Here is an 18,933-nt window from a genome sequence, read left to right as displayed (position 1 = left end):
GTATCGAATAGCGGAAAGAGGCGACGCGGAATGCGCGAACCTGTCAGGTCACTACACGCGCGGGCCTGGGTGGCCCTCCGGCTCCCGATTCCCCCGTCGCTTAAAAGCGACGGTCCCCTCGGGAGAAACTGATGGACCCCGTCTTCTTCGCCACCCCCGAGGAGTTCCGCGCCTGGCTGGAGGCGCACCACGAGACCGAGACGGAACTGCTGGCGGGGTTCTTCAAGAAGGGCACCGGCCGTCCCAGCATGACCTGGCCCGAGTCCGTCGAACAGGCCCTGTGCTTCGGCTGGATCGACGGCGTCCGCAGGACCCTCGACGCTGAGAGCTACAGCGTCCGCTTCACACCGCGCAAGGCGCGCAGCACGTGGAGCGCGGTCAACATCGCCAAGGTCGCCGAGCTGACCGGGCGCGGCCTGATGCTCCCCGCGGGCCTGCTCGCCTTCGAGCAGCGGACCGAGGACAACTCGGTGATCTACTCCCACGAGCGGGGCCGGGACGCCGCGCTGGACGAGGAGCAGGAGCGCCGCTTCCGGGCGGAGACGGCGGCGTGGGAGTGGTTCCAGGGCCAGCCGACCGGCTACCGCAGGACCGCGCTGCACTGGGTGACCACCGCGAAGCGGCCCGAGACGAGGGAGAGGCGTCTCACCCGGCTGATCGAGGATTCCGCGGCGGAACGCAGGCTCGCGCAGTTCGAACGCCGAGTGGTCCCCGGGAACACCCCCTGAGTGGACCTTCGGGCAGGTCCACCGGGGCCCTAGGGTCGTCTCCATGACCGCGAAGATGCCCGCTCCCGTCACCCTCGAAGGCGAGACCGTACGGCTGGAGCCGCTGACCGGCGGCCATGTCCCCGACCTGTTCCTGGCCGGTGGCGGCGACGACGAGGTGTGGCGCTGGATGCCCGCCCCGACCCCGCGCACCGAGGCCGAGCTGGCGGAGATCGCGGCACGGCTGATCGAGGTGCCGGACCACGTGCCGTTCGCGGTGATCCTGAGGGAGACCGGCCGCGCGGCCGGCTGGACCACCTACATCGACACCCCCGGATACGCCGACAGCATCGAGATCGGCTGGACCTGGTACGGCAGGTCCGTGTGGCGCTCCGCGGTGAACACCGAGTGCAAGGTCCTGCTGATCGACCACGCCTTCGACAAGCTGGGCGTGAACCGGGTCCAGCTCAAGACCGACAACCTGAACGTCCGCTCGCAGGACGCGATCAGGCGCATCGGCGGCGTCGCCGAGGGCACCCTGCGCCGCCAGCGCCGCCGCGCCGACGGCACCTGGCGCGACACCGCCTATTTCAGCATCCTCGACGACGAGTGGCCCGCCCACCGCGCCCGCCTCACTCGCGGCTGAGCATGCCGCGCAGGAGTTCCACGATTCCCAGGCGGAGGTCGTCCAGGGTCGGTTCCGCCCCGGCGCCGATGACGGCGTCGAACATCACCCCCTCGCCGAAGGCGACGAACTGGCGCCCGTGCCGTACCGGGTCGGACGACCCCGCGGCCGAGAGGATCGAGACCGCGATGTCGCGGAAGCGCTCACCGGCCCTGTCGTAGATCGTGCGCAGCTCCGGGCGGCGGGTGGCCTCGAAGGCCAGCTCGTAGCGGGCGATCGTCTGCCGACGGCCGGCGGTCAGCTGCGTCCAGAGCGCCCGGGCCGCCATCTGGGCGAGGGCCTCGACCACGTCCGGCCCCGACGGGCTGACGAACGGCGTGAACGCGGCGGTCTCCAGCTGGGTGAGCCGCGCGAGGGTCAGCTCCAGGAGCGCGGACCGGGTGCGGGCCAGGTTGGAGGTCGACCCCGGCGGCAGGCCGGCCGCCTCGTCCACGGCTCGATGGGTCAGGCCGCGCATTCCCCGATCCGCCAGCAGGGCGATGGCGGTATCGGCGACGAGCTCGGCACGCTGGGACTTCACCCTTTGATACTACATTTGTAGTTCGACTACAGGAGTAGTAGTGTCCACTACATCTGTAGTGAAGGAGAAGGTCATGGGACGTGCGGCGGTCATCGGGGCGGGCATCGGCGGGCTGGCGGCGGCGGTGGCGCTCCAGCAGCGGGGCTGGGACGTGACGGTGTTCGAGAGGGCGGCGGCCCTGGAGGCGGTCGGCTCAGGGCTGGCCGTCGCCGCCAACGCGCTCAAGGCGCTCGACGCGATCGGGGCCGGTGACGATGTCCGCAAGCTGTCGGCCGTCCAGGGATCGGGCGGCCTCCGGCGCTTCGACGGCAGATGGCTGATGAGAACCACCGTGGAGGCCACCTCGGCGCGCAACGGCGACTCCGTGGTGCTGCTGCGCCGCGCGGAGCTGATCGACGTGCTCTTCTCCCGCCTCGAACCCGGTACGGTCCGGCTGAGCACCGAGGTCTCGGGCGTCGACGCGGAGACCGGCCTGGTGACAGTGCCCGACGGGCAGGTGGAGGCGGACCTGGTGGTGGCGGCCGACGGCATCCACTCCCCCGTCAGGGCGGCGTTGTTCCCCGGTCATCCCGCCCCCCGCTACGCGGGCGTCACCAGCTGGCGGGTGCTCATCCCCGCCGAGGGCGTCCCAGGTCAGGCGTACGAGAGCTGGGGGCGGGGCAAGGTGTTCGGCGTCATGCCGCTGGCCGGGGGCACGTCCTACTGCTACGCCACCGACACCGTCCCGGCGGGCGGCGGTGGCGGGGACCAGCTGGCCGAGCTGCGCCGGCTGTTCGGGGGTTGGCACTCCCCGATCCCGGAGCTGCTCGCCGCCGCCTCCCCCGAGAACGTCCTGAGGAACGACGTCTACTACCTCGCCACCCCGCTGCCCGCCATGCACCGGGGCAGGGTCGTCCTGCTGGGCGACGCCGCGCACCCCATGACCCCCAACCTGGGCCAGGGCGCCTGCCAGGCGATCGAGGACGCGGTGGTGCTGGCCCACGTGGTCGGCGACGGCGAGGGGTTCACCGGCGGCGCCGGGGCCGGGAGCGGTGACCCGGCCCGCAGGAGCGGCGGGAACGGCGCGAACGGCGGGAACGGCGCGAACGGCGCGAACGGCTGGGACGACGTGCTGGCCGGTTACACCGCCGCGCGGCTGGAGCGTACGTCCAGGATCGTGGCCCGGTCGGCCGCGATCTGCCGCGCCACCCGGATGCGCGGCCCGCTGGCCGTGCGGCTGCGCGACACGGCGATGGCGCTCAGCTGGCGGCTCGCCCCGTCGGGCGTGAACGGCGCGATGGACGAGGTGTTCGGCTGGACACCGCCCTCCACCTGACCTCGCGGCCGGCTCGCGGCTACCGCGCGACGCTCGCCGCCTCGCGTACCGGGGTGGAGGTCCCCTGGTCGGGGGAGAGCCGCCCCAGGGTGATCGTTCCCCAGACGAGCAGCGCGGCGGCGACGAGGGCGGGGATCACGTTCAGCCAGCCGCTGGGCACCGCCTCGTCGAGCAGGAGGGCGCCCGCGAGGATCGAGGTGATCGGGTCGACGATCTGGACGGCGGCGTAGGAGATGCCGAAGTAACCCACCTCGTAGGTCTTCTGCAGCAGCACGACCGCGCAGATGAGCAGCACGGGGATGGCCAATGTGAACCAGTTGAGCAGCGTGCTCAGGTCGCCGTCGAAGTTGCCGCCCACCACCCGGACGAAGGTGGAGACGCTCGCCGTCACCGCACCCGCGCCGACAGACAGCACGAGCGCGTGGGCCGAGCCGGTCATCCTCCGGGCCAGCAGATGACTCACCAGCACGACCAGCCCGACGCAGCCGAGGAAGCCCAGCGCCTCCTGGTTCGTCATGTGGGGTTTCACCGGGTGCGCGGGGACCAGCAGCAGCAGCCCGAGCAGCCCGACGGCCACCGCGATCGATCCGACGATCTCTCCCCTGTGCGGGCGCCTGCCGTGCAGCATCGCCGCCAGCGGCACCGCGAACACCAGCGTCGCCACGCTGATCGGCTGCACCGCGATCAGCGGCGCGAAGCTGAGGGCGACGGCGTGCAGGGAGGCCCCGGTGAAGCCGATGATGCCGCCGAGCCACCAGCGGGGCCGTTTCATCAGCTTCAGCGAGGCGCCCTCGGAGACCGCTTCGAACTGCTGGAGCGCGGCTCCCAGGGCGTAGCCCAACGCGCCGACCAAGGCGATCGATATCCCGACCCAGGTCATCGCCACCTCACATAACGGACGGGGCATCCGGAAAGAAGCGATTCACGGGTCATCCCGCAAGCTTAAGGCGCGCGGAGAACGGGTAGGGACTTCCCCCGATCTGCACGAGGCACGGCGGGGCGTCGTCCGGCCGGTGCCGACACGAGCGCGACGCCTCCCGCGGACGGGAGACACCCTTACGAACCGGCGCTCCGGGCACGGTTGACGTCCTGGCCGGCGGCCCGGACCCGGACGACATCCGGACCGCCGTCACCTGTCCTGGCGTCGGCGGATTCGCCGGACCGCGAGCCGTCACCGTCGTCCCCGTCGTCCCCGTCCTCACGGTCGTCACGGTCGGGAGGCGCGGTGCCGGAGTCGTCATCGCCGGGCCGGGAGTCCTCGCGGCTCTCCCCGGTCTCGCGGATCTCGCGGGCTTCCCCGGCCTCCTTGACCAGATCCGCCGTACCGGAGCCGTCGTCGCGGGCGGTCTCCCGCCAGCCGGTGGGCCAGGAGCGCCAGGCGCCGGGGGCCTCCCGTACCGTCGCCTCCCAGAAGGCGGGCGCGGCCGTGAAGACGGCCTCGGCGAAGGAGGCCCCGCCCCCGAAGGCGGCCTGACGGAAGACCGCCTCGTCCTCGAACACGGCGTCGCCGAAGAGCGCGGCCCCCTCGAAGGCGGCCTGGCGGAAGAGCGCCCGGTCCTTGAAGACAGCCCGGTTGAAGAGCACCTCCCGCTCGAACCCGACCTCCCTGAAATCCGCCCGGAGGGCGAACACCGCCTGCCGGAACACGGCCTCGTCCCTGAACACCGCGCCCTCGAAGCCCGCCTTGTAGTTGGCCTCCCTCCAGACCGCCTTGCCGCTGAAGAACGCTCCCCCGAACATCGCCACGCCCTCGAAGACGGCCCTGTCGAAGCGCGCGAACCCCTCGAACCTGACTCCGCCGAACCCGGCCCGGCGCATCCGGCAGTCGACGAACCCCAGCTTCACGAGCCACGCGCCCGTGAGGTCGATGTCGATGTCCGGCCAGAACGTGACGGGCCTGACCGGCTCGGACCTGCTCCAGCGCAGGTGGTTCCTGAGGATCACCTGGGCCGTGGTGCGCACCTGGAGTTCCTGCGGGTCGATGGCCCCCTCCCCGCCCGCGGGTTCCGTCTCCACCGCCGCGACCGGGACGGGAGGCATCCGGAGATAGGCGCAGATCACGTCGACGACCGTCTGGCGGTGTTCGGGATTGTCCTGCGCGACGCGTTCCAGGGCGTACAGGCCGGCCAGCCGCACGGCGGCCTTGTCGTGCCCGAGCTGATCGGCCGCCTTGGTGTAGAGCTCGGTCACACGCCGCTCGCCGGCGTCGTACTCCTGGTAGGCCTGCGTACGCTCCCCGAGCCACTGGCGGCGTACGCCCAGGAGGAGCGCCACCAGCCCCACGGCACCGGCGCCCACGGTCAGGCCGGTCTTCACCGCGTCCAGGCGCATCTCGACGCGCTTGGCCGCGTCCGGGGCCGTGTCCGCGAGGAACAGCAGGACGGCCGTGGCGCTCCACATGGACACGACGATCAGCACGACGCCCGCGAGGACCCACCACCAGGACAGGACGCGCAGTGCCGCGCGGTCGTCGCGCCGGGGACGTGTCAGGGCCAGTCCGGCGCCGACCCCCGCGAGCACCGCGGCCACCAGGGCGAGCAGGGCGGGCACCGGGACGTAGGCCGCCAGGTCCGGCGCCCCGGCCCGGCTCGCCACCAGCGCGGCCGCCACCACCGCCCCCGCCGCGACCAGCGAGATCACGCCGACCGTCCGGCGCCGGGGGTGCCGCCTCATCAGTCCTCCTCGGGGTGGGGCCTCCGCCTTCGGACGAGCTCCGGGCGAGGGCCGGTGGCCTCTCCGCCGCCTTCGGGGAGGGATCCGCCCCAGGCAGCTATCCGCCCCGGGGAGATCTCCGCCGCCCCCGGGGAGAAGAGAGTCCGGAAGGCAACTTCAGCGCATCCCTCCGAGATCGTCCAGTCGTCCCGAAGGAACGGCCCCGCCGCGAGCCCCTGGCCCCTGGCCCCTGATCCCTGGTTCCTCAACCCCCGAGCCCCCGCCTCCCGGGCCCTTACCCCCTTACCCCTTTACCCCCGGGCCCCTGCCACCTCGCGCCCGGGTCCCCTGCCCTGAGCGCCCGGCTCCGGATGGTCAGCCGGCCCGGAGGGGGGCGCGCGGCCGGTGGTCACTCACCCCCGGGCGGGCAGACGCAGAACAGGTGCCCTTCGGGGTCGGCGAGCACGACCCACTTCCCCTCACCGGGCTGGTAGTCGGGCCGGCTGGCTCCGAGCTCCAGGTAGTCCCGGATGGCCCCCTCCAGGTCGGGCACGCGGACGTCCAGGTGGAACTGCTTGTCGGGCCCCGGCCAGGCGGCCGGCTTGCGGTCGAGGTTCTGCTGGAAGTAGATGCTCGTCGTGCCGTCGCCGATGCCGGCGTAGGTGTCCTCCGCGTACTGGACCTCGTAACCGAGGACGGCCGCGTAGAACTCGGCCAGCCGCCCGGGCTCGGCGCAGTCGATGGTCACGGCGACAAGTTGTGCTTTCGTGGTCATGGAACGATCGTCCCGCCCATACCTGTCAGCTGCTGTCACGTTTGCCGGAGCGGTTCGCCGGCCAGGCCCGGACCCGGGTGCCGGGACGCTTCCGGCGCGGGTCCGGGCACGGGGGCCGGGACCACCGGAACGGTTTCCTGAACAGGCGGTGACAGGAACAGGCGGTGACAGGAATAAGCGGTGGCCGCCGCGAGGAGTGCCTGGCTAGGGTGGCTCCGTGTTCCTGATCGTCGCCCCGCCGACCGCTCGCTAGCGGGCGGCCCTCTCTCCTGACGACCGGACCCGAGCGGTCCGGTGGGTGCTTGCCGTCCGCATACGTGCGACCTGACGACGAACACCTCATCTGGAGAGATCTCCATGAAGCACGTCTCCGTACGGCGGGGTCTGCTGTACGTGTCCATCGCGGCGACCGCCTGGGGCACCGGCGGTGCCGCCGGTGCGCTGCTCCACCAGGCCGGCGGGCTCGGCCCCGTCGCCGTCTCCTTCTGGCGGTTCGCCGCCGGAGCCGCCGTACTCCTGCTGGCCAGGTCCCTGTTCGGCCTCGGCAGGACACGGCGAGCAAGCTCACGCACCACCACCCGGCGGACCCGTCCCGTCGAACAGGACCGGACCGGGCAGGGCCGGACCGAACAAGGCTGGACCGAACGAGGCTGGACCGAACGAGGCTGGACCGGGCGGGACCGAGCCTGGCGGGGCCGGACCCGGCACGCCGGCCCGCTCGCCACCTTCCGCCGGGCCCGCCTCGACCTGCGGGGCCGGCGGGGCCGGCGGGGGCCGGTGTTCGGGCGGGTCCTGGTCACCGGCGTGGCGATGGCCGTCTACCAGACGGCCTACTTCGCGGCGATCGCGGAGTCGGGCCTGGCCGTGGCGACCGTGGTCACGATAGGCGCCACCCCCGTCCTCGTGGCCGCGGGCGGGTGGGCGGCGCTGGGCGAGCGCCTGAGCGGCGCCGGGCTGGGCGCGGTCGCGATCGCCCTGACCGGCCTGGCCGTGCTGACGCTCGGGGACGGGTCGGCGACCTTCTCGGCGGCCGGTGTCGGGTGGGCCCTGCTGTCGGCGGCCGGGTACGCGGGGGTGACCCTGCTCAACCGGGCCTCCACCGACGAGCCGTACGCCACCGCGACGGGTGGCTTCGTCGTCGGCGGGCTCTGCCTGTTCCCCGTCGCGCTGGCCCAGGGCCTGCTGCCCTCCGGTGACCCGCTCGCCTCCTGGGCGGTCGTCGTCTACCTCGGCACGGTCCCGACGGCGCTGGCCTACGGGCTCTTCTTCATCGGTCTCGCCGCGGTGCGCGCCACGACGGCCGCCGTGATCTCCCTCGTGGAGCCGGTCGGCGCGGCGGTCCTGGGCGTCCTGCTGCTCGGCGAGCGGCTCACCCCGGCGACGGTGTGCGGGAGCGCCCTGCTGCTCGGCGCGGTCGCCCTGCTCGCCCTGCGGGAAAGGGAACAGGTGTGACCACGCCCGCGAGGGTCCCGCACGGGAGTGCGGGACCCTCGCGGGACCTCAGCCGAACAGGCCGGGGTCGGTGGCGACGATCTGGTCGTACAGGGGCTGGAAGTTGATCCAGCCGACCGTGTCGCCGCCGATCTGGCCGTGGGTGAGCTTGGCGTTCTCGTGGGTGATCCGGACGGTGGGCCCCGCGGCCTTGGCCAGGAGCTGGGCCTGGCACGAGCGCTCCATCGTGATGAACCACCAGGCGGCGGCGTCCACGCTGCCGCCCACCGTCAGCAGCCCGTGGTTGCGCAGGATGACGGCCTTGTGGGAACCGAGGGCCTGGGCGATGCGGCGGCCCTCCTCGGTCTCCAGGACGACGCCGGTGTAGTCGTCGAACAGGGCGTGGTCCTCGTAGAAGGCGCAGGCGTCCTGGGTGAGCGGCTCGAGGAGCGTGCCGAGGGACGACAGCGCCTTGCCGTGCACCGAGTGGCTGTGCGCGGCGGCGACCACGTCCGGCCTGGCCTGGTGGACCATCGAGTGGATCGCGAACGCGGCCTGGTTGACGTGGTGGCGGCCGTCGACCACCTGGCCCTCGTGGTTGACGAGGATCAGGTCACCGACCTTGATCTGCTTGAACGACATGCCGAACGGGTTCACCCAGAAGTGGTCGGTGTGCTCGGGGTCGCGGACGGTGATGTGCCCGGCCACCCCCTCCTCGAAGCCGAACCCGCCGAACAGCCGCAGCGCCGCGACCAGGCGTTCCTGACGATGGCGACGCTCCTCCCGCACGGTCTCGAACGTCGGCGGCAGCCGGAAGGTGAGCTGGTCGCGGGGAACGGGCCGCAGGTCGGACAGGCTCACGGCGCCTCCAGGACGGTCACATCGTCTCCGGGACGGTCACAGCGCTCCAGGACGATCACGGTGCCTCCAGGACGATCACAGTGCCTCCAGGACGGAAGGGTCGAGGTCGGCGGGGCGGCTGTGGCCCGCCAGGCCGAGGGTGAGGTCGAGCTCGGCGAGCAGGCCGCGCACCACGTGGCGCACGCCGTCCTCGCCGCCCGCGGCCAGGCCCCAGACGTACGGCCTGCCGAGGAGCACGGCCCGCGCGCCGAGGGCGAGGGCCTTGAAGACGTCGGAGCCGGTGCGGACGCCCGAGTCGAACAGCACGGTCATCCGGTCGCCCACGGCCGCCGCGATCGCCGGCAGCGCGTCGAGCGAGGCCGTGGCGCCGTCGATCTGGCGGCCCCCGTGGTTGGAGACGACGACGCCGTCCATGCCCGCGTCCGCGGCGCGCAGGGCGTCGTCCACGTGCTGGATCCCCTTGAGGACGATCGGCCCGTCCCAGTTGTCGCGGAGCAGGGACAGCTGGTCCCACGTGTGCGGGCGGCCGTTGAACATCGGCACCCACTGCATGATCGCCGCGTCGAGGTCCTCCTCGACCGGACGGGCCAGCTTGGCACGGAACACCGGGTCCGACAGCGGGATCGCCAGGCCGGTCCCGCGCAGGAACGGCAGGTAGGCGTGGTCGAGGTCGTGCGGGCGCCAGGCGAGGGTCCAGGTGTCGAGGGTGACGACCAGGGTGTCGTACCCGCTCTTGGCGGCCCGGTCGAGCAGGCTGAGCGTGACGTCGTCGTCGTGCGGCCAGTAGAGCTGGTACCACCGGGGGCCGTCGGCCTCGGCCACCTCCTCCAGCGTGTGGGACGCGGCGGTGCTCAGCACCGTGGGAATGCCGAGCGAGGCCGCGGCCCTGGCGGTGGCCAGCTCGCCGTCCGGGTGCACGATCGACTGCACCCCGATCGGGGCGAGGGCGACCGGCGCCGGGTAGGACCTGCCGAACAGCTCGACGCCGAGGTCCCTGACCGGGACGTCGCGGAGCATCCTGGGCACGATCCGCCACCGGTCGAACGCCTCGCGGTTGGCGCGCTCGGTCGCGCCGGTCCCGGCCGATCCGGCCACGTACCAGTACGGTCCCGGGTCGAGCCGTTCGCGCGCCACCCGCTCCAGCTCGGTGACGGACGTCGAGTACGGGGGCGGGGTCCCGACCAGCCCGTTGAGGTAGATCTCGTACTGGTAATCGGAGAAGGCCATGCCCCAACCTTTGTGCCGATCACTGTGGATGTCCATCGCTTGTTGGCTAAAATCGCATCCGACTTATCCCGCTATGGCATGACAAGTCACCGGTGCCCCGGACACCTGACGGGAGCGCCGCGATCTTGAACAGCCGATCTTCGCACCGCAACCTGAACAGTCGATCTTTGCACCACAATGTGCGGAGAGACGGAACGCGAGCCCGGGGACGGGCGTTGGAGGGAACGTGGCCTCGATTACCCAGCTCTTCAGGCGGTTCCTCGAACGCCCCGGCACCATCGACCTCTCGAAGTTCGAGAAGGTCGTCGCGGAGGCCGGGACCCGCGAGGAGCGGATCCGCGCGCTCGACGAGCTGCCCACGCCGTCGGCCGACGACCTCCCCGAGTTCTGCGCGATCGTGCGGGAGGCCGCTCATCGCGCGCTCGACCTGCGGCCGTACGACGTGCAGCTGGTCGGCATGCTCGCGATGCTGTCGGGAAACGTCGCGGAGATGGCCACCGGCGAGGGCAAGACCCTGTCCGGCGCGATGGCCGCCGCCGGGTACGCCCTGCAGGGCAAGCGCGTCCACGTCATCTCGGTCAACGACTACCTGGCCCAGCGTGACGCCGAGTGGATGGGCCCGCTCTACGCGGCGCTCGGCGTCTCCTACGGCTGGATCGGCCAGAACTCCACCCCCGAGGAGCGCCGGGCGGCCTACGCGGCGGACGTGACGTACGGCTCGGTCAGCGAGATCGGCTTCGACGTGCTGCGCGACCGGCTGAGCACCCGGGTGGACGACCTGATCGTGCCCGCCCCGGCCGTGGCGCTGGTCGACGAGGCCGACTCCGTGCTGGTCGACGAGGCGCGGGTGCCGCTGGTGCTGGCCGGTGCCGCCGACCCCGGCGACGCGGTCCCGGAGATGGCCGTGCTGGTCAGGCAGCTGGTCAAGGGCTACCACTACGAGCTCGACGACCAGGCGCGCAACGTCCACCTGACGAGCAAGGGCATCGACACCGTCGAGCAGGCGCTCGGCCTGGACCTCTACGACACCCCGGCCACCCTGACGGACGTCAACCTCGCGCTGCACGCGCACGCCCTGCTGACCAAGGACGTCGACTACATCGTCCGCGACGGCAAGGTGCACCTGATCAACCCCTCGCGAGGGCGGGTGGCGCTGCTGCAGCGCTGGCCCGACGGGCTGCAGGCGGCGGTGGAGGCCAAGGAGGCGCTCTCGCCGTCGGAGACCGGTGAGATCCTCGACTCGATCACCGTCCAGGCGCTCATCACCCGCTACCCGGAGAAGTGCGGCATGACCGGCACCGCGGTGGCGGTCGGCGACCAGCTGCGGGAGTTCTACGACCTCAAGGTCGCCGTGGTCCGGCCCAACCGGCCGAACGTGCGGATCGACGACCCCGACCGCCTCTTCGAGTACCGCATGGAGAAGGACCTCGCGCTGGTCGAGGAGATCGTCGAGGTGCACGCCACCGGCCGGCCGATCCTGATCGGCACCCTGGACGTGGCCGAGTCCGAGCGCCTCGCGCTCACCCTGAGCGGGCGCGGGCTGGAGTGCGTGGTCCTCAACGCCAAGAACGACGCCGAGGAGGCGGCCATCATCTCCCGGGCCGGGGAGCGCGGCGCGCTCACGGTCTCCACCCAGATGGCCGGGCGCGGCACCGACATCCGCCTCGGCGAGGGCGTCGACGAGCTCGGCGGCCTGTACGTCATCGGCTCGGGCCGGCACACCAGCAGCCGCCTGGACGACCAGCTCCGCGGGCGCGCGGGCCGCCAGGGCGACCCCGGCGGCTCGGTCTTCCTGGTCAGCGGCGAGGACGAGCTGATCACCCACTACGTCGCCGACGAGTACGCCAAGGGCGTGCCCGAGCACTCCCTCGTGGGCCACGCCCAGCGGGTCGCCGAGGGCGTCAACATGGAGATCCACCGCAACACCTGGCGCTACACCCGGCTGCTGGAGCGCCAGCGCGGCCAGCTGCTGGAGCGCCGCGACCGGGTCCTGCGCGACAACGTGGCCGGCGACGCCCTGGCCAAGGCGGCCCCCGAGCGGTGGGCGGAGCTGGCGGAGAGCGTCGACGAGGAGGTGCTGCACGAGGCGGCCCGCCAGATCGTGCTGTTCCACCTCGACCGCGGCTGGGCCGACCACCTGGCCTACCTCGCGGAGCTGCGGGAGGGCATCCACCTGCGGGTCCTGGGCAGGCTCAACCCGATCGACGAGTTCCACAAGGACGCCGTCCCGGCCTACCAGCGCCTGCTGGCCGAGATCGAGTCACGCTCGGTCGAGACCTTCGAGACCGCGTCGGTCACCGAGGACGGCCTCGACCTGGAGGGCGCGGGCCTCAAGCGCCCCACCGCCACCTGGACCTACCTCGTCCAGGACAACCCCTTCGGCACCGAGTGGGACCGCATCCTCAACCGCCTCGCCACCAAGGTCCGCCGCCGCTGACCGGACCGGCGGGGCCGTTCACGAGAACGACCCCGCCGCCGGACGGCGGTGGGGCCGGAGTGGCCTTCGCGGCCGGTCAGCCGTTGGTGTCGACGTACCAGCTGTTCGTGCACTGCACGGCGCCGCTACGGCGCAGGCAGACCCGTGTGGCGTGGTTCAGGCCGTCGACCGAGGTCGTGCGCATGGAGTCGACGCTGTGGAGAGTGGACTCGCAGTAGTCCAGCCCGCCTCGCGCCAGGATCTCGTGGGTCTGCCACGGGTCGCCGTCAGGGCTGAGCTTCGGCTGACTCTGGATCGACCGGTCGACCGAGATGATGTCGCCGCTCCGGTAGCGGTAGGAGCTTCCGGGGTGGATGATCGCGCGGGCCGCACCGCCCGAGCGCGCCGTCTGCAGGGTCACTCGTACCCCGTGCAGGGTTCCGGAGTACGGCGAACCAAGGTCGTACCAGAACGATCCAGTCTTGGAGACACATTTCGCGGCGGCCTGGGCGGAGGCCGGGGCCGCCACCGAGACGCCCGTGAGCAACAGCGCCGCGATCACCGTTCGCGCCGTCCTACCTGCCGGATTCGGTCTACGCCAATCTGACATCCGCTTCCACCTTCATCTCTTCGCGACCGCGAGGACGGACGGCGCCCGCCTGATCACGCGACACTCCCGGCGTGACTCGCGGCGATCCGGTGCCGGTCACCCCGATGGCCTCATCCTCCTGTCCGGTAGCCGAATGTCGTTGCCCGTCCGCGCCAAGTGCTTGACGATGAGCGCCGGGTTCGGGGAGGAGGGAACGTCACACGCGGAGGCACGGCGCTCTCCCGTCCGTGGCCTCGCGTTGTTCGTGCGCGCATCATCAAGCATCCGGCGCGGACGGGCAACCGTCCGAGGCTGCCCCGGCGTCAGGATGGGTTTCGGGCCCGCGCGTCGGAATCGCGCCGGCCGGCTGACGACTGGAGGGGACCACCAGTGAGAGTCATCAAGTTCGGAATGGCGGCGATCGCCGCCTTGACGATCGTCGGGGGCGCGCCCACCGCCGCCACCGCCGCCGCCCTCGTGGGCCCGGCGCCGCCCTACAACTGCGAATCGGGCACCAGGCACGACCGCTACCAGGGAGCGTGGGTTCACTGCAACAGCGGCTACGGCCACGCCAGGGCCTGGGCCGAGTGCTGGAACGAGCTGACGTTCAAGAAGACGCGCATCTACGGTCCGTGGGTCTCCGTCAACCAGACCTCCGTCGCGTGGTGCACCGCCAGTTACCCCGCCCGCGTGACCTACGGCTACAACACGAGAGCGCTCTGAGCCCGGATCCGGGCACCTTCCCCGGCCGCGGGAACATCCGGGAAGAGCTCGCCGAACCGCTGTGAGAGGTCGGGGATCCCGCCCCGCGGGATCCCCGACCGCGAGCCGACATCATGGCGCGCGTTACGTACGTGGTAATGGTTTCGCCGACCGGTGCCGGTTATCGTGGCGTACGTGACCACCACCAGCGCGTCCCGGCCGGTAGGCGAGCTTCTGCGCCAGTGGCGGGAACGACGGCGGATGAGCCAGATGGACCTCGCGATCCAGGCCGACATCTCCACCCGGCACTTGAGCTTCGTCGAGACGGGCCGGTCCAAACCGAGCAGGGACATGATCCTGCACCTCGCGGAGGAGCTGGAGCTCCCGCTGCGCGAGCGCAACCACCTGCTGCTGTCCGGCGGGTTCGCGCCGCTCTACGCGGAGACGCCGCTCAACTCACCGCACATGGCGTCGGTGCGGGAGGCGCTGGGGCAGGTGCTGAGCGGGCACGAACCGTACCCGGCGGTCGTCGTCGACCAGCGCTGGAACCTCGTCGACCGCAACGCCGCGACCGGGCTGCTGCTGCGCGGGGTCGCGCCGGAGCTGCTGGTCCCCCCGGTCAACGTGCTGCGGCTGAGCCTGCACCCCAAGGGCATGGCGCAGCGGATCATCAACCTGGGCGAGTGGCGCGCCCACCTGCTGCACCGGCTCCGCCGCCAGATGAGCCTCACCGCCGATCCCGAGCTGGCGGCGCTCTGGCAGGAGCTCGACGACTATCCCTGCGACCAGCCCGAGCCGGAGATAGACCGGCCGGGGCCCGGCGACATCGTGGTTCCCCTCAGGCTCCGCCGCGGTTACCGGGAGCTTGCCTTCTTCAGCACCATGGCCACCTTCGGCACCCCGCTGGACATCACCGTCGCCGAGCTGGCCATCGAGGCGTACTTCCCGGCGAACCCCGAGACCGCCGCCTACCTGCAGCACCAGCACCACCCCGACTGAACGGGGTGCGGTGACGGGGCGGGGATGCGGCGTGCGCCCCACGCCGCACCCCCGCCGTCTCGGCCGGTCCGGCCGGTGTCACTCGTCACCGGCCGGACCGGGTCCTGGAAGGTCTTTCGTCGCCGGCGGGTCTCAGCCGGGGACGCCCGCCCCGGACCTGCTGGGCTCGCCGGGCTCGTCCGGCTCGGCGTTCTTACCGAACGCACCGGCCTCGGCGAGCTCGACGGGCTCGTCCAACCTGCCGGCCTCTCCGGGCCCGCCGGGCCCGCCGGGCCCGCCGGTCTCCGCCTTCTTCGCGCGCGACGCCGCGACCCTGGCGAGGACGACGTCGACCACGAGGAAGGCGAGCAGCGAGATGCCCAGCAGCGGGAGGAACACGCCCACCGCGATCACCACGACCGCCAGGGGCAGCACCACGGCCAGGGGCAGCCGCCGCAGGCCGCCGCGCTCGTAGGGGGCGCCGAACCCGCGGGTCGGGCGGCGCAGCCACCACATGCGGTAGCCCCACACGATGACCGAGATCAGCGCGATGGCCAGCGCGGCGAGCAGGATCTGGTTGACCAGGCCGAACAGCACCCCCATGTGCCCGTCGATGCCCCACCGGGTCAGCTTGGCGCCGATGGGGAAGTCGTCGAAGCGCAGCTCGGCGACCGCCTGGCCGCTGGCTGCGTCGACCGCCACCTGGTCGTTGCGCTGCGGCCAGAGGCGGTCGCTCTCCTTGACGACGTACGGGTCGCCGGCCTCGGCCGGCCAGACGATCTCAAGGGGTCCGGACAGGCCCTTGCCCGCCGCCGCCTGGACGACCTGGTCGGGGTCGGCGGCCGGGGCCGCGCCCGCGTCCCCTCCGGCGTGGCTGCCGTGGTCACCGTGACCGCCGGAGACGGGCATCGACGGGGTTCCCCAGCCGATCCCCCGCTGGATCACGTCGACGTTGACTCCCGCGTACTTCGACCAGGTCAGGCCGGTGGCCGACAGGGCGAGCAGGCCGACCAGCGCCCACAGGCCGACCGAGCCGTGCCAGGAGAGGGTCTTGCGCTGGCCGCGGGCGCCGCGCTCGGGGGCGACGACGCGGCGCAGCCGCTGACCCGCGCGGCGGCGGCGGGTCAGCCACAGCACCAGGCCGCCGAGCGCGACCAGCCACAGCCAGCTGGCGGCCATCTCGCTGTAGACGCGTCCCGGCTCGCCCAGGTGCAGGTGGCGGTGGAGCTGGGAGATCCAGGTGCGCACGGGCAGCGCGCCCGAACTCCCGTAGCTCTCCAGCGACCCGCGGACCTGGGCGGTGTACGGGTCGACGAAGACCGCCGTGCGGACGCTCTCCGGGAGGCCGGGGTCGTTGAACAGCACCCGGGTCGTCGCGCCGGGCTCGTCGTAGGTCCACACGGCCCCGATCGCTCCCCCGGGATGCGCGGCGGTCGCGGCGGCGACCTGCCGTGCCAGGGGCAGCTTCTGCTGCCCGGCCGGTACGGGGACCGTGAGCTCGTGGGAGTGCACCACCTTCTCCAACTGGAAGGAGGCGGCGTACAGCAGACCGGTCGTCGCGGCCACCAGCAGGAAGGGCGCGACGAGGATTCCCGCGTAGAAGTGCAGGCGGAGCAGGAGCGAGCGCAGCGTCGCCCAGGTGGAGGGCACCGGGGACCCGGAGGACACAGGGGTCACGGGGGACACGGGGGCCGGGGAGGACCCGGACGGCCCGGTCTCGGGCTGGATCTCGACGTCAGACGTCATGGGGAGAGTTCTCCGTTCACAGGGAACGCGCGCACCGTCAGGTACGCGCCACCGCGGTGTGAGGTTCAAGTTCGGCGTCGCGAAGGGGCGGGCGGGATTCCGGCTCTCACCCGCCGGAGGCATGGTGGGAGCCGGGCGCGCGGCCCGTTGGCGTTCGGTGCTGGCAGGTGCCGCCGGTACTACCGGCCGGCGGACGCCGCCCGTACTACGCGGGCAGGTGCCGCCGGTACCACCGGGAGCAGGTGAGCGTCGACATCCGGGCTCACCGGCCGGGGAGGGCGCGACGGCGCGACGACCCGCGGCCGGGGAGGGGTATGGCGCCCGGAGACGCGGGCCCGCGAGGGCGCGACGGCATCCGGGCGTGACGGCCCGATGTCAGACGGCGTACGAGGGCGCGGGCGGCCCGCGGCGCGAGACGGCGGCGGCGAGCAGCCGGGCGGCCGGTGGCACCCGGTCGCCGGGCGCGGCGGGGAGCACGACGCGCTGGACGACGGGGACGCGCCACCGCAGCAGGGTGAGGACCGAGGCGAAGAGCAGGAACAGGAGCGTGGCCAGGCCGCACTCCCCCCGCTCCAGCCAGTGGGCCGACAGCAACGCCGCCACGGCGTGCACCAGCACCATGAACAGGCCGGTGGACAGGTCACCGGCGCCGTGCTCGTGCCCGGTCGACGGTGGCACCGCGCCGGAGGTGAACCAGAGGTGCATGCCGTACTGGGCGGCGAAACTCGCCCCCAGCAGCACGCCGAAACCGCGCTGCCGCCGGGCGAGCGCGAACGCGCCCGCCGCGGTCGGCAGTATCGCCCAGGCCAGTACGCCCGGTCCCACCGGGCTGCCTCCGGCCAGCACATGCATGGCCAGCGACGCCGTCACGCACACGACCGCGAACACCGCGGCGCGAACAAAACGGAAGGCATGCATGGGGCAATGGTGACAGAGAATGGTGAATTCTCCAGCCCTTGAACTGTGGAAAAGAGTGTGGATTAATACCACTCGACCCGTGCGTCACGATTGCACGGCTGTGCTAGCGGTGTTCCCTGTGGGCTGCCGGCCTACCCGTGCCGCGTCTCGGACGCGGGGCCGGCGCCGTCGGGCGCGGGCTCGGTCACCTCGGGAGGACTGTCGACCACCTCGACCTTCAGCTGTGCCGTCGAGGTGAGCAGGGTGCCCTCGGGCGCTCCCGCCCTGGCCGCGTCCGTCACGACGACGCGCTCGCCCAGGTACAGGTAGGTGGCGGGGTCGAAGATGTACTCGTGCCGCACCCCGCCGAGCGGGTTGGCCATGGCCACCGCGATTCCCCCGCGCCCGGCGGCGTCCTCGGCCTCGTCGACGGTCTCGACGCCGGGGATCGTACCGGCCGCCCGGAACAGCGCGGCGCGCTGGGCGGACGGCATGTACGCCCGTGTGATCATCGAGCCGACGTTCCCCCACGCCTTGTAGTCGGCCAGCGGGTCCTGTGCCAGCCCCCGGTAGAGGTGCTCGCGCATCCTCGCGGGATCGGCGGGCAACCGGCTCAGGTAGGCGTAGTCGGTGCGCCGGTACTCGGGACTGACGTCGTAGCCGGTGAGCTTCCCCGGTGCCGCGACGCGTCCCGCCCGCCGCCTGGCCTCGGCGGGCAGCGGCTCCCCGGGGAACGGCCTCGGCTCCAGATGCTCGCTTGACATGACCCCGCCGTCCAGGGTGGAGCCCTCGACCGGCAGCCACACCTTGAACAGGCTGCGGTCGAGGTAGCGGACCTCCTTCCCGCCCTCCTCCAGCTTGACCGGGAACATGACCTGCAACTCGTAGGCGAGGAACTGCCCCGGCCTCGGACGCAGCTCGTCCCGCAGGCTCACGGTGTCGGCGGCCCGCCGAAGGACCGCCGACATCGCCACGGGTGCCACCTGGACGGTCCTCTCCCGCTGGAGGAGCGGCCCCGCCTGGAGGAACGAACCGGCGCCGACGAACCCGAGTCCCACCACCACCGCGGCCCCGGCCCCCACCGCGAGACTCGCCCTGAGACTCAGTCCGAGGTTCCTGGTGAGGCTCGCCGGGCGCAGTGCCCTGCGTGCGGCCGGTGCGGCCGGTGCGGGCGGTGCCGTCTGTGCCGCGCTGAGGGCCGCGATCTCCGACAGCAGCCGCGACTCCTCGGCGCGCAGCTCCGCCGAGTCTGGCCGGGGCACCTCGGAACGCAGCCGGTTCACCTGGGTCATCTCATCCATCAGTTTCTCCCGAGGGGACCGTCGCTTTTGGGCGACGGGGGAATCGGGAGCGGGAGGGCCACCCAGGCCCGAGCGTGGAGTGGCCTTACGGGTTCGCGCATTTCGCGTCTCCTCTTTCCGCTGTTCGATAT

At 72.3% G+C, this 18,933-nt stretch carries 17 protein-coding genes; 7 read left to right on the top strand and 10 right to left on the bottom strand.

Annotated elements, in window-relative coordinates; genetic code table 11:
- Window positions 1-131: 131 nt before the first annotated feature.
- The gene (locus tag AC5L38_RS43270; RefSeq protein ID WP_495248643.1) at window positions 132-728 is read left to right on the top strand and encodes a YdeI/OmpD-associated family protein; all 597 of its coding nucleotides are present in this window, start codon (window positions 132-134) and stop codon (window positions 726-728) included.
- 43 nt (window positions 729-771) lie between these two features.
- Complete coding sequence (locus AC5L38_RS43265; protein ID WP_495248642.1) at window positions 772-1,353, top strand: GNAT family N-acetyltransferase; 582 nt, start codon at window positions 772-774, stop codon at window positions 1,351-1,353.
- Here the strand turns inward: AC5L38_RS43265 and AC5L38_RS43260 are convergent.
- Window positions 1,340-1,912, bottom strand: a complete 573-nt coding sequence (locus tag AC5L38_RS43260) for a TetR/AcrR family transcriptional regulator (RefSeq protein WP_495248641.1) — start codon at window positions 1,910-1,912, stop codon at window positions 1,340-1,342. The two genes, AC5L38_RS43265 and AC5L38_RS43260, sit on opposite strands and share 14 nt — an antisense overlap.
- A 73-nt stretch (window positions 1,913-1,985) precedes the next feature.
- Here AC5L38_RS43260 and AC5L38_RS43255 point away from each other — a divergent pair, with 73 nt between their 5' ends.
- Window positions 1,986-3,227: an FAD-dependent monooxygenase gene (locus tag AC5L38_RS43255; protein ID WP_495248640.1), complete on the top strand. Its 1,242-nt coding sequence runs from the start codon at window positions 1,986-1,988 to the stop codon at window positions 3,225-3,227.
- A gap of 19 nt (window positions 3,228-3,246) precedes the next feature.
- Here AC5L38_RS43255 and AC5L38_RS43250 read toward each other — a convergent pair whose 3' ends face one another.
- From AC5L38_RS43250 to AC5L38_RS43240, 3 genes are all read right to left on the bottom strand, one after another.
- A complete protein-coding gene (locus AC5L38_RS43250; protein ID WP_495248639.1) occupies window positions 3,247-4,107 on the bottom strand; it encodes a DMT family transporter in 861 nt (286 codons plus the stop codon).
- Between the two features lie 176 nt (window positions 4,108-4,283).
- A complete protein-coding gene (locus tag AC5L38_RS43245; RefSeq protein WP_495248638.1) occupies window positions 4,284-5,900 on the bottom strand; it encodes a pentapeptide repeat-containing protein in 1,617 nt (538 codons plus the stop codon).
- Window positions 5,901-6,288: 388 nt separating this feature from the next.
- Complete coding sequence (locus AC5L38_RS43240) at window positions 6,289-6,654, bottom strand: VOC family protein (protein WP_495248637.1); 366 nt, start codon at window positions 6,652-6,654, stop codon at window positions 6,289-6,291.
- A gap of 357 nt (window positions 6,655-7,011) precedes the next feature.
- Between AC5L38_RS43240 and AC5L38_RS43235 the strand changes: the two genes are divergently transcribed.
- On the top strand, window positions 7,012-8,106 hold the full coding sequence (locus AC5L38_RS43235; RefSeq protein WP_495248636.1) for a DMT family transporter: 1,095 nt from the start codon (window positions 7,012-7,014) through the stop codon (window positions 8,104-8,106).
- A gap of 48 nt (window positions 8,107-8,154) precedes the next feature.
- Here the strand turns inward: AC5L38_RS43235 and AC5L38_RS43230 are convergent, their stop codons facing one another.
- Complete coding sequence (locus AC5L38_RS43230) at window positions 8,155-8,946, bottom strand: class II aldolase/adducin family protein (RefSeq protein ID WP_495248635.1); 792 nt, start codon at window positions 8,944-8,946, stop codon at window positions 8,155-8,157.
- A gap of 75 nt (window positions 8,947-9,021) precedes the next feature.
- The gene (locus AC5L38_RS43225; protein ID WP_495248634.1) at window positions 9,022-10,173 is read right to left on the bottom strand and encodes a lactate 2-monooxygenase; all 1,152 of its coding nucleotides are present in this window, start codon (window positions 10,171-10,173) and stop codon (window positions 9,022-9,024) included.
- 226 nt (window positions 10,174-10,399) lie between these two features.
- Between AC5L38_RS43225 and secA2 the strand changes: the two genes are divergently transcribed.
- Window positions 10,400-12,610: an accessory Sec system translocase SecA2 gene (gene secA2, locus AC5L38_RS43220; protein ID WP_495248633.1), complete on the top strand. Its 2,211-nt coding sequence runs from the start codon at window positions 10,400-10,402 to the stop codon at window positions 12,608-12,610.
- 76 nt (window positions 12,611-12,686) lie between these two features.
- Here the strand turns inward: secA2 and AC5L38_RS43215 are convergent, their stop codons facing one another.
- Window positions 12,687-13,151 (bottom strand): hypothetical protein, encoded by a 465-nt coding sequence (locus AC5L38_RS43215; protein WP_495248632.1) that lies wholly within the window; start codon window positions 13,149-13,151, stop codon window positions 12,687-12,689.
- A gap of 417 nt (window positions 13,152-13,568) precedes the next feature.
- Here AC5L38_RS43215 and AC5L38_RS43210 point away from each other — a divergent pair, with 417 nt between their 5' ends.
- Complete coding sequence (locus tag AC5L38_RS43210) at window positions 13,569-13,901, top strand: hypothetical protein (protein ID WP_495248631.1); 333 nt, start codon at window positions 13,569-13,571, stop codon at window positions 13,899-13,901.
- Window positions 13,902-14,075: 174 nt separating this feature from the next.
- A complete protein-coding gene (locus AC5L38_RS43205; protein WP_495248630.1) occupies window positions 14,076-14,879 on the top strand; it encodes a helix-turn-helix domain-containing protein in 804 nt (267 codons plus the stop codon).
- Between the two features lie 132 nt (window positions 14,880-15,011).
- Here the strand turns inward: AC5L38_RS43205 and AC5L38_RS43200 are convergent, their stop codons facing one another.
- The 3 genes from AC5L38_RS43200 to AC5L38_RS43190 form a co-directional block, all read right to left on the bottom strand.
- Window positions 15,012-16,604 (bottom strand): PepSY-associated TM helix domain-containing protein, encoded by a 1,593-nt coding sequence (locus AC5L38_RS43200; RefSeq protein ID WP_495248629.1) that lies wholly within the window; start codon window positions 16,602-16,604, stop codon window positions 15,012-15,014.
- 375 nt (window positions 16,605-16,979) lie between these two features.
- Complete coding sequence (locus AC5L38_RS43195; RefSeq protein WP_495248628.1) at window positions 16,980-17,522, bottom strand: hypothetical protein; 543 nt, start codon at window positions 17,520-17,522, stop codon at window positions 16,980-16,982.
- Between the two features lie 131 nt (window positions 17,523-17,653).
- A complete protein-coding gene (locus tag AC5L38_RS43190) occupies window positions 17,654-18,802 on the bottom strand; it encodes a CU044_5270 family protein (protein ID WP_495248627.1) in 1,149 nt (382 codons plus the stop codon).
- Window positions 18,803-18,933 lie beyond the last annotated feature (131 nt).

The sequence above is a fragment of the Streptosporangium nanhuense genome (assembly GCF_059358815.1).
The sequence above is the reverse complement of the archived record's forward strand: the minus strand, read 5'-3'. Positions and strand labels throughout refer to the sequence as shown.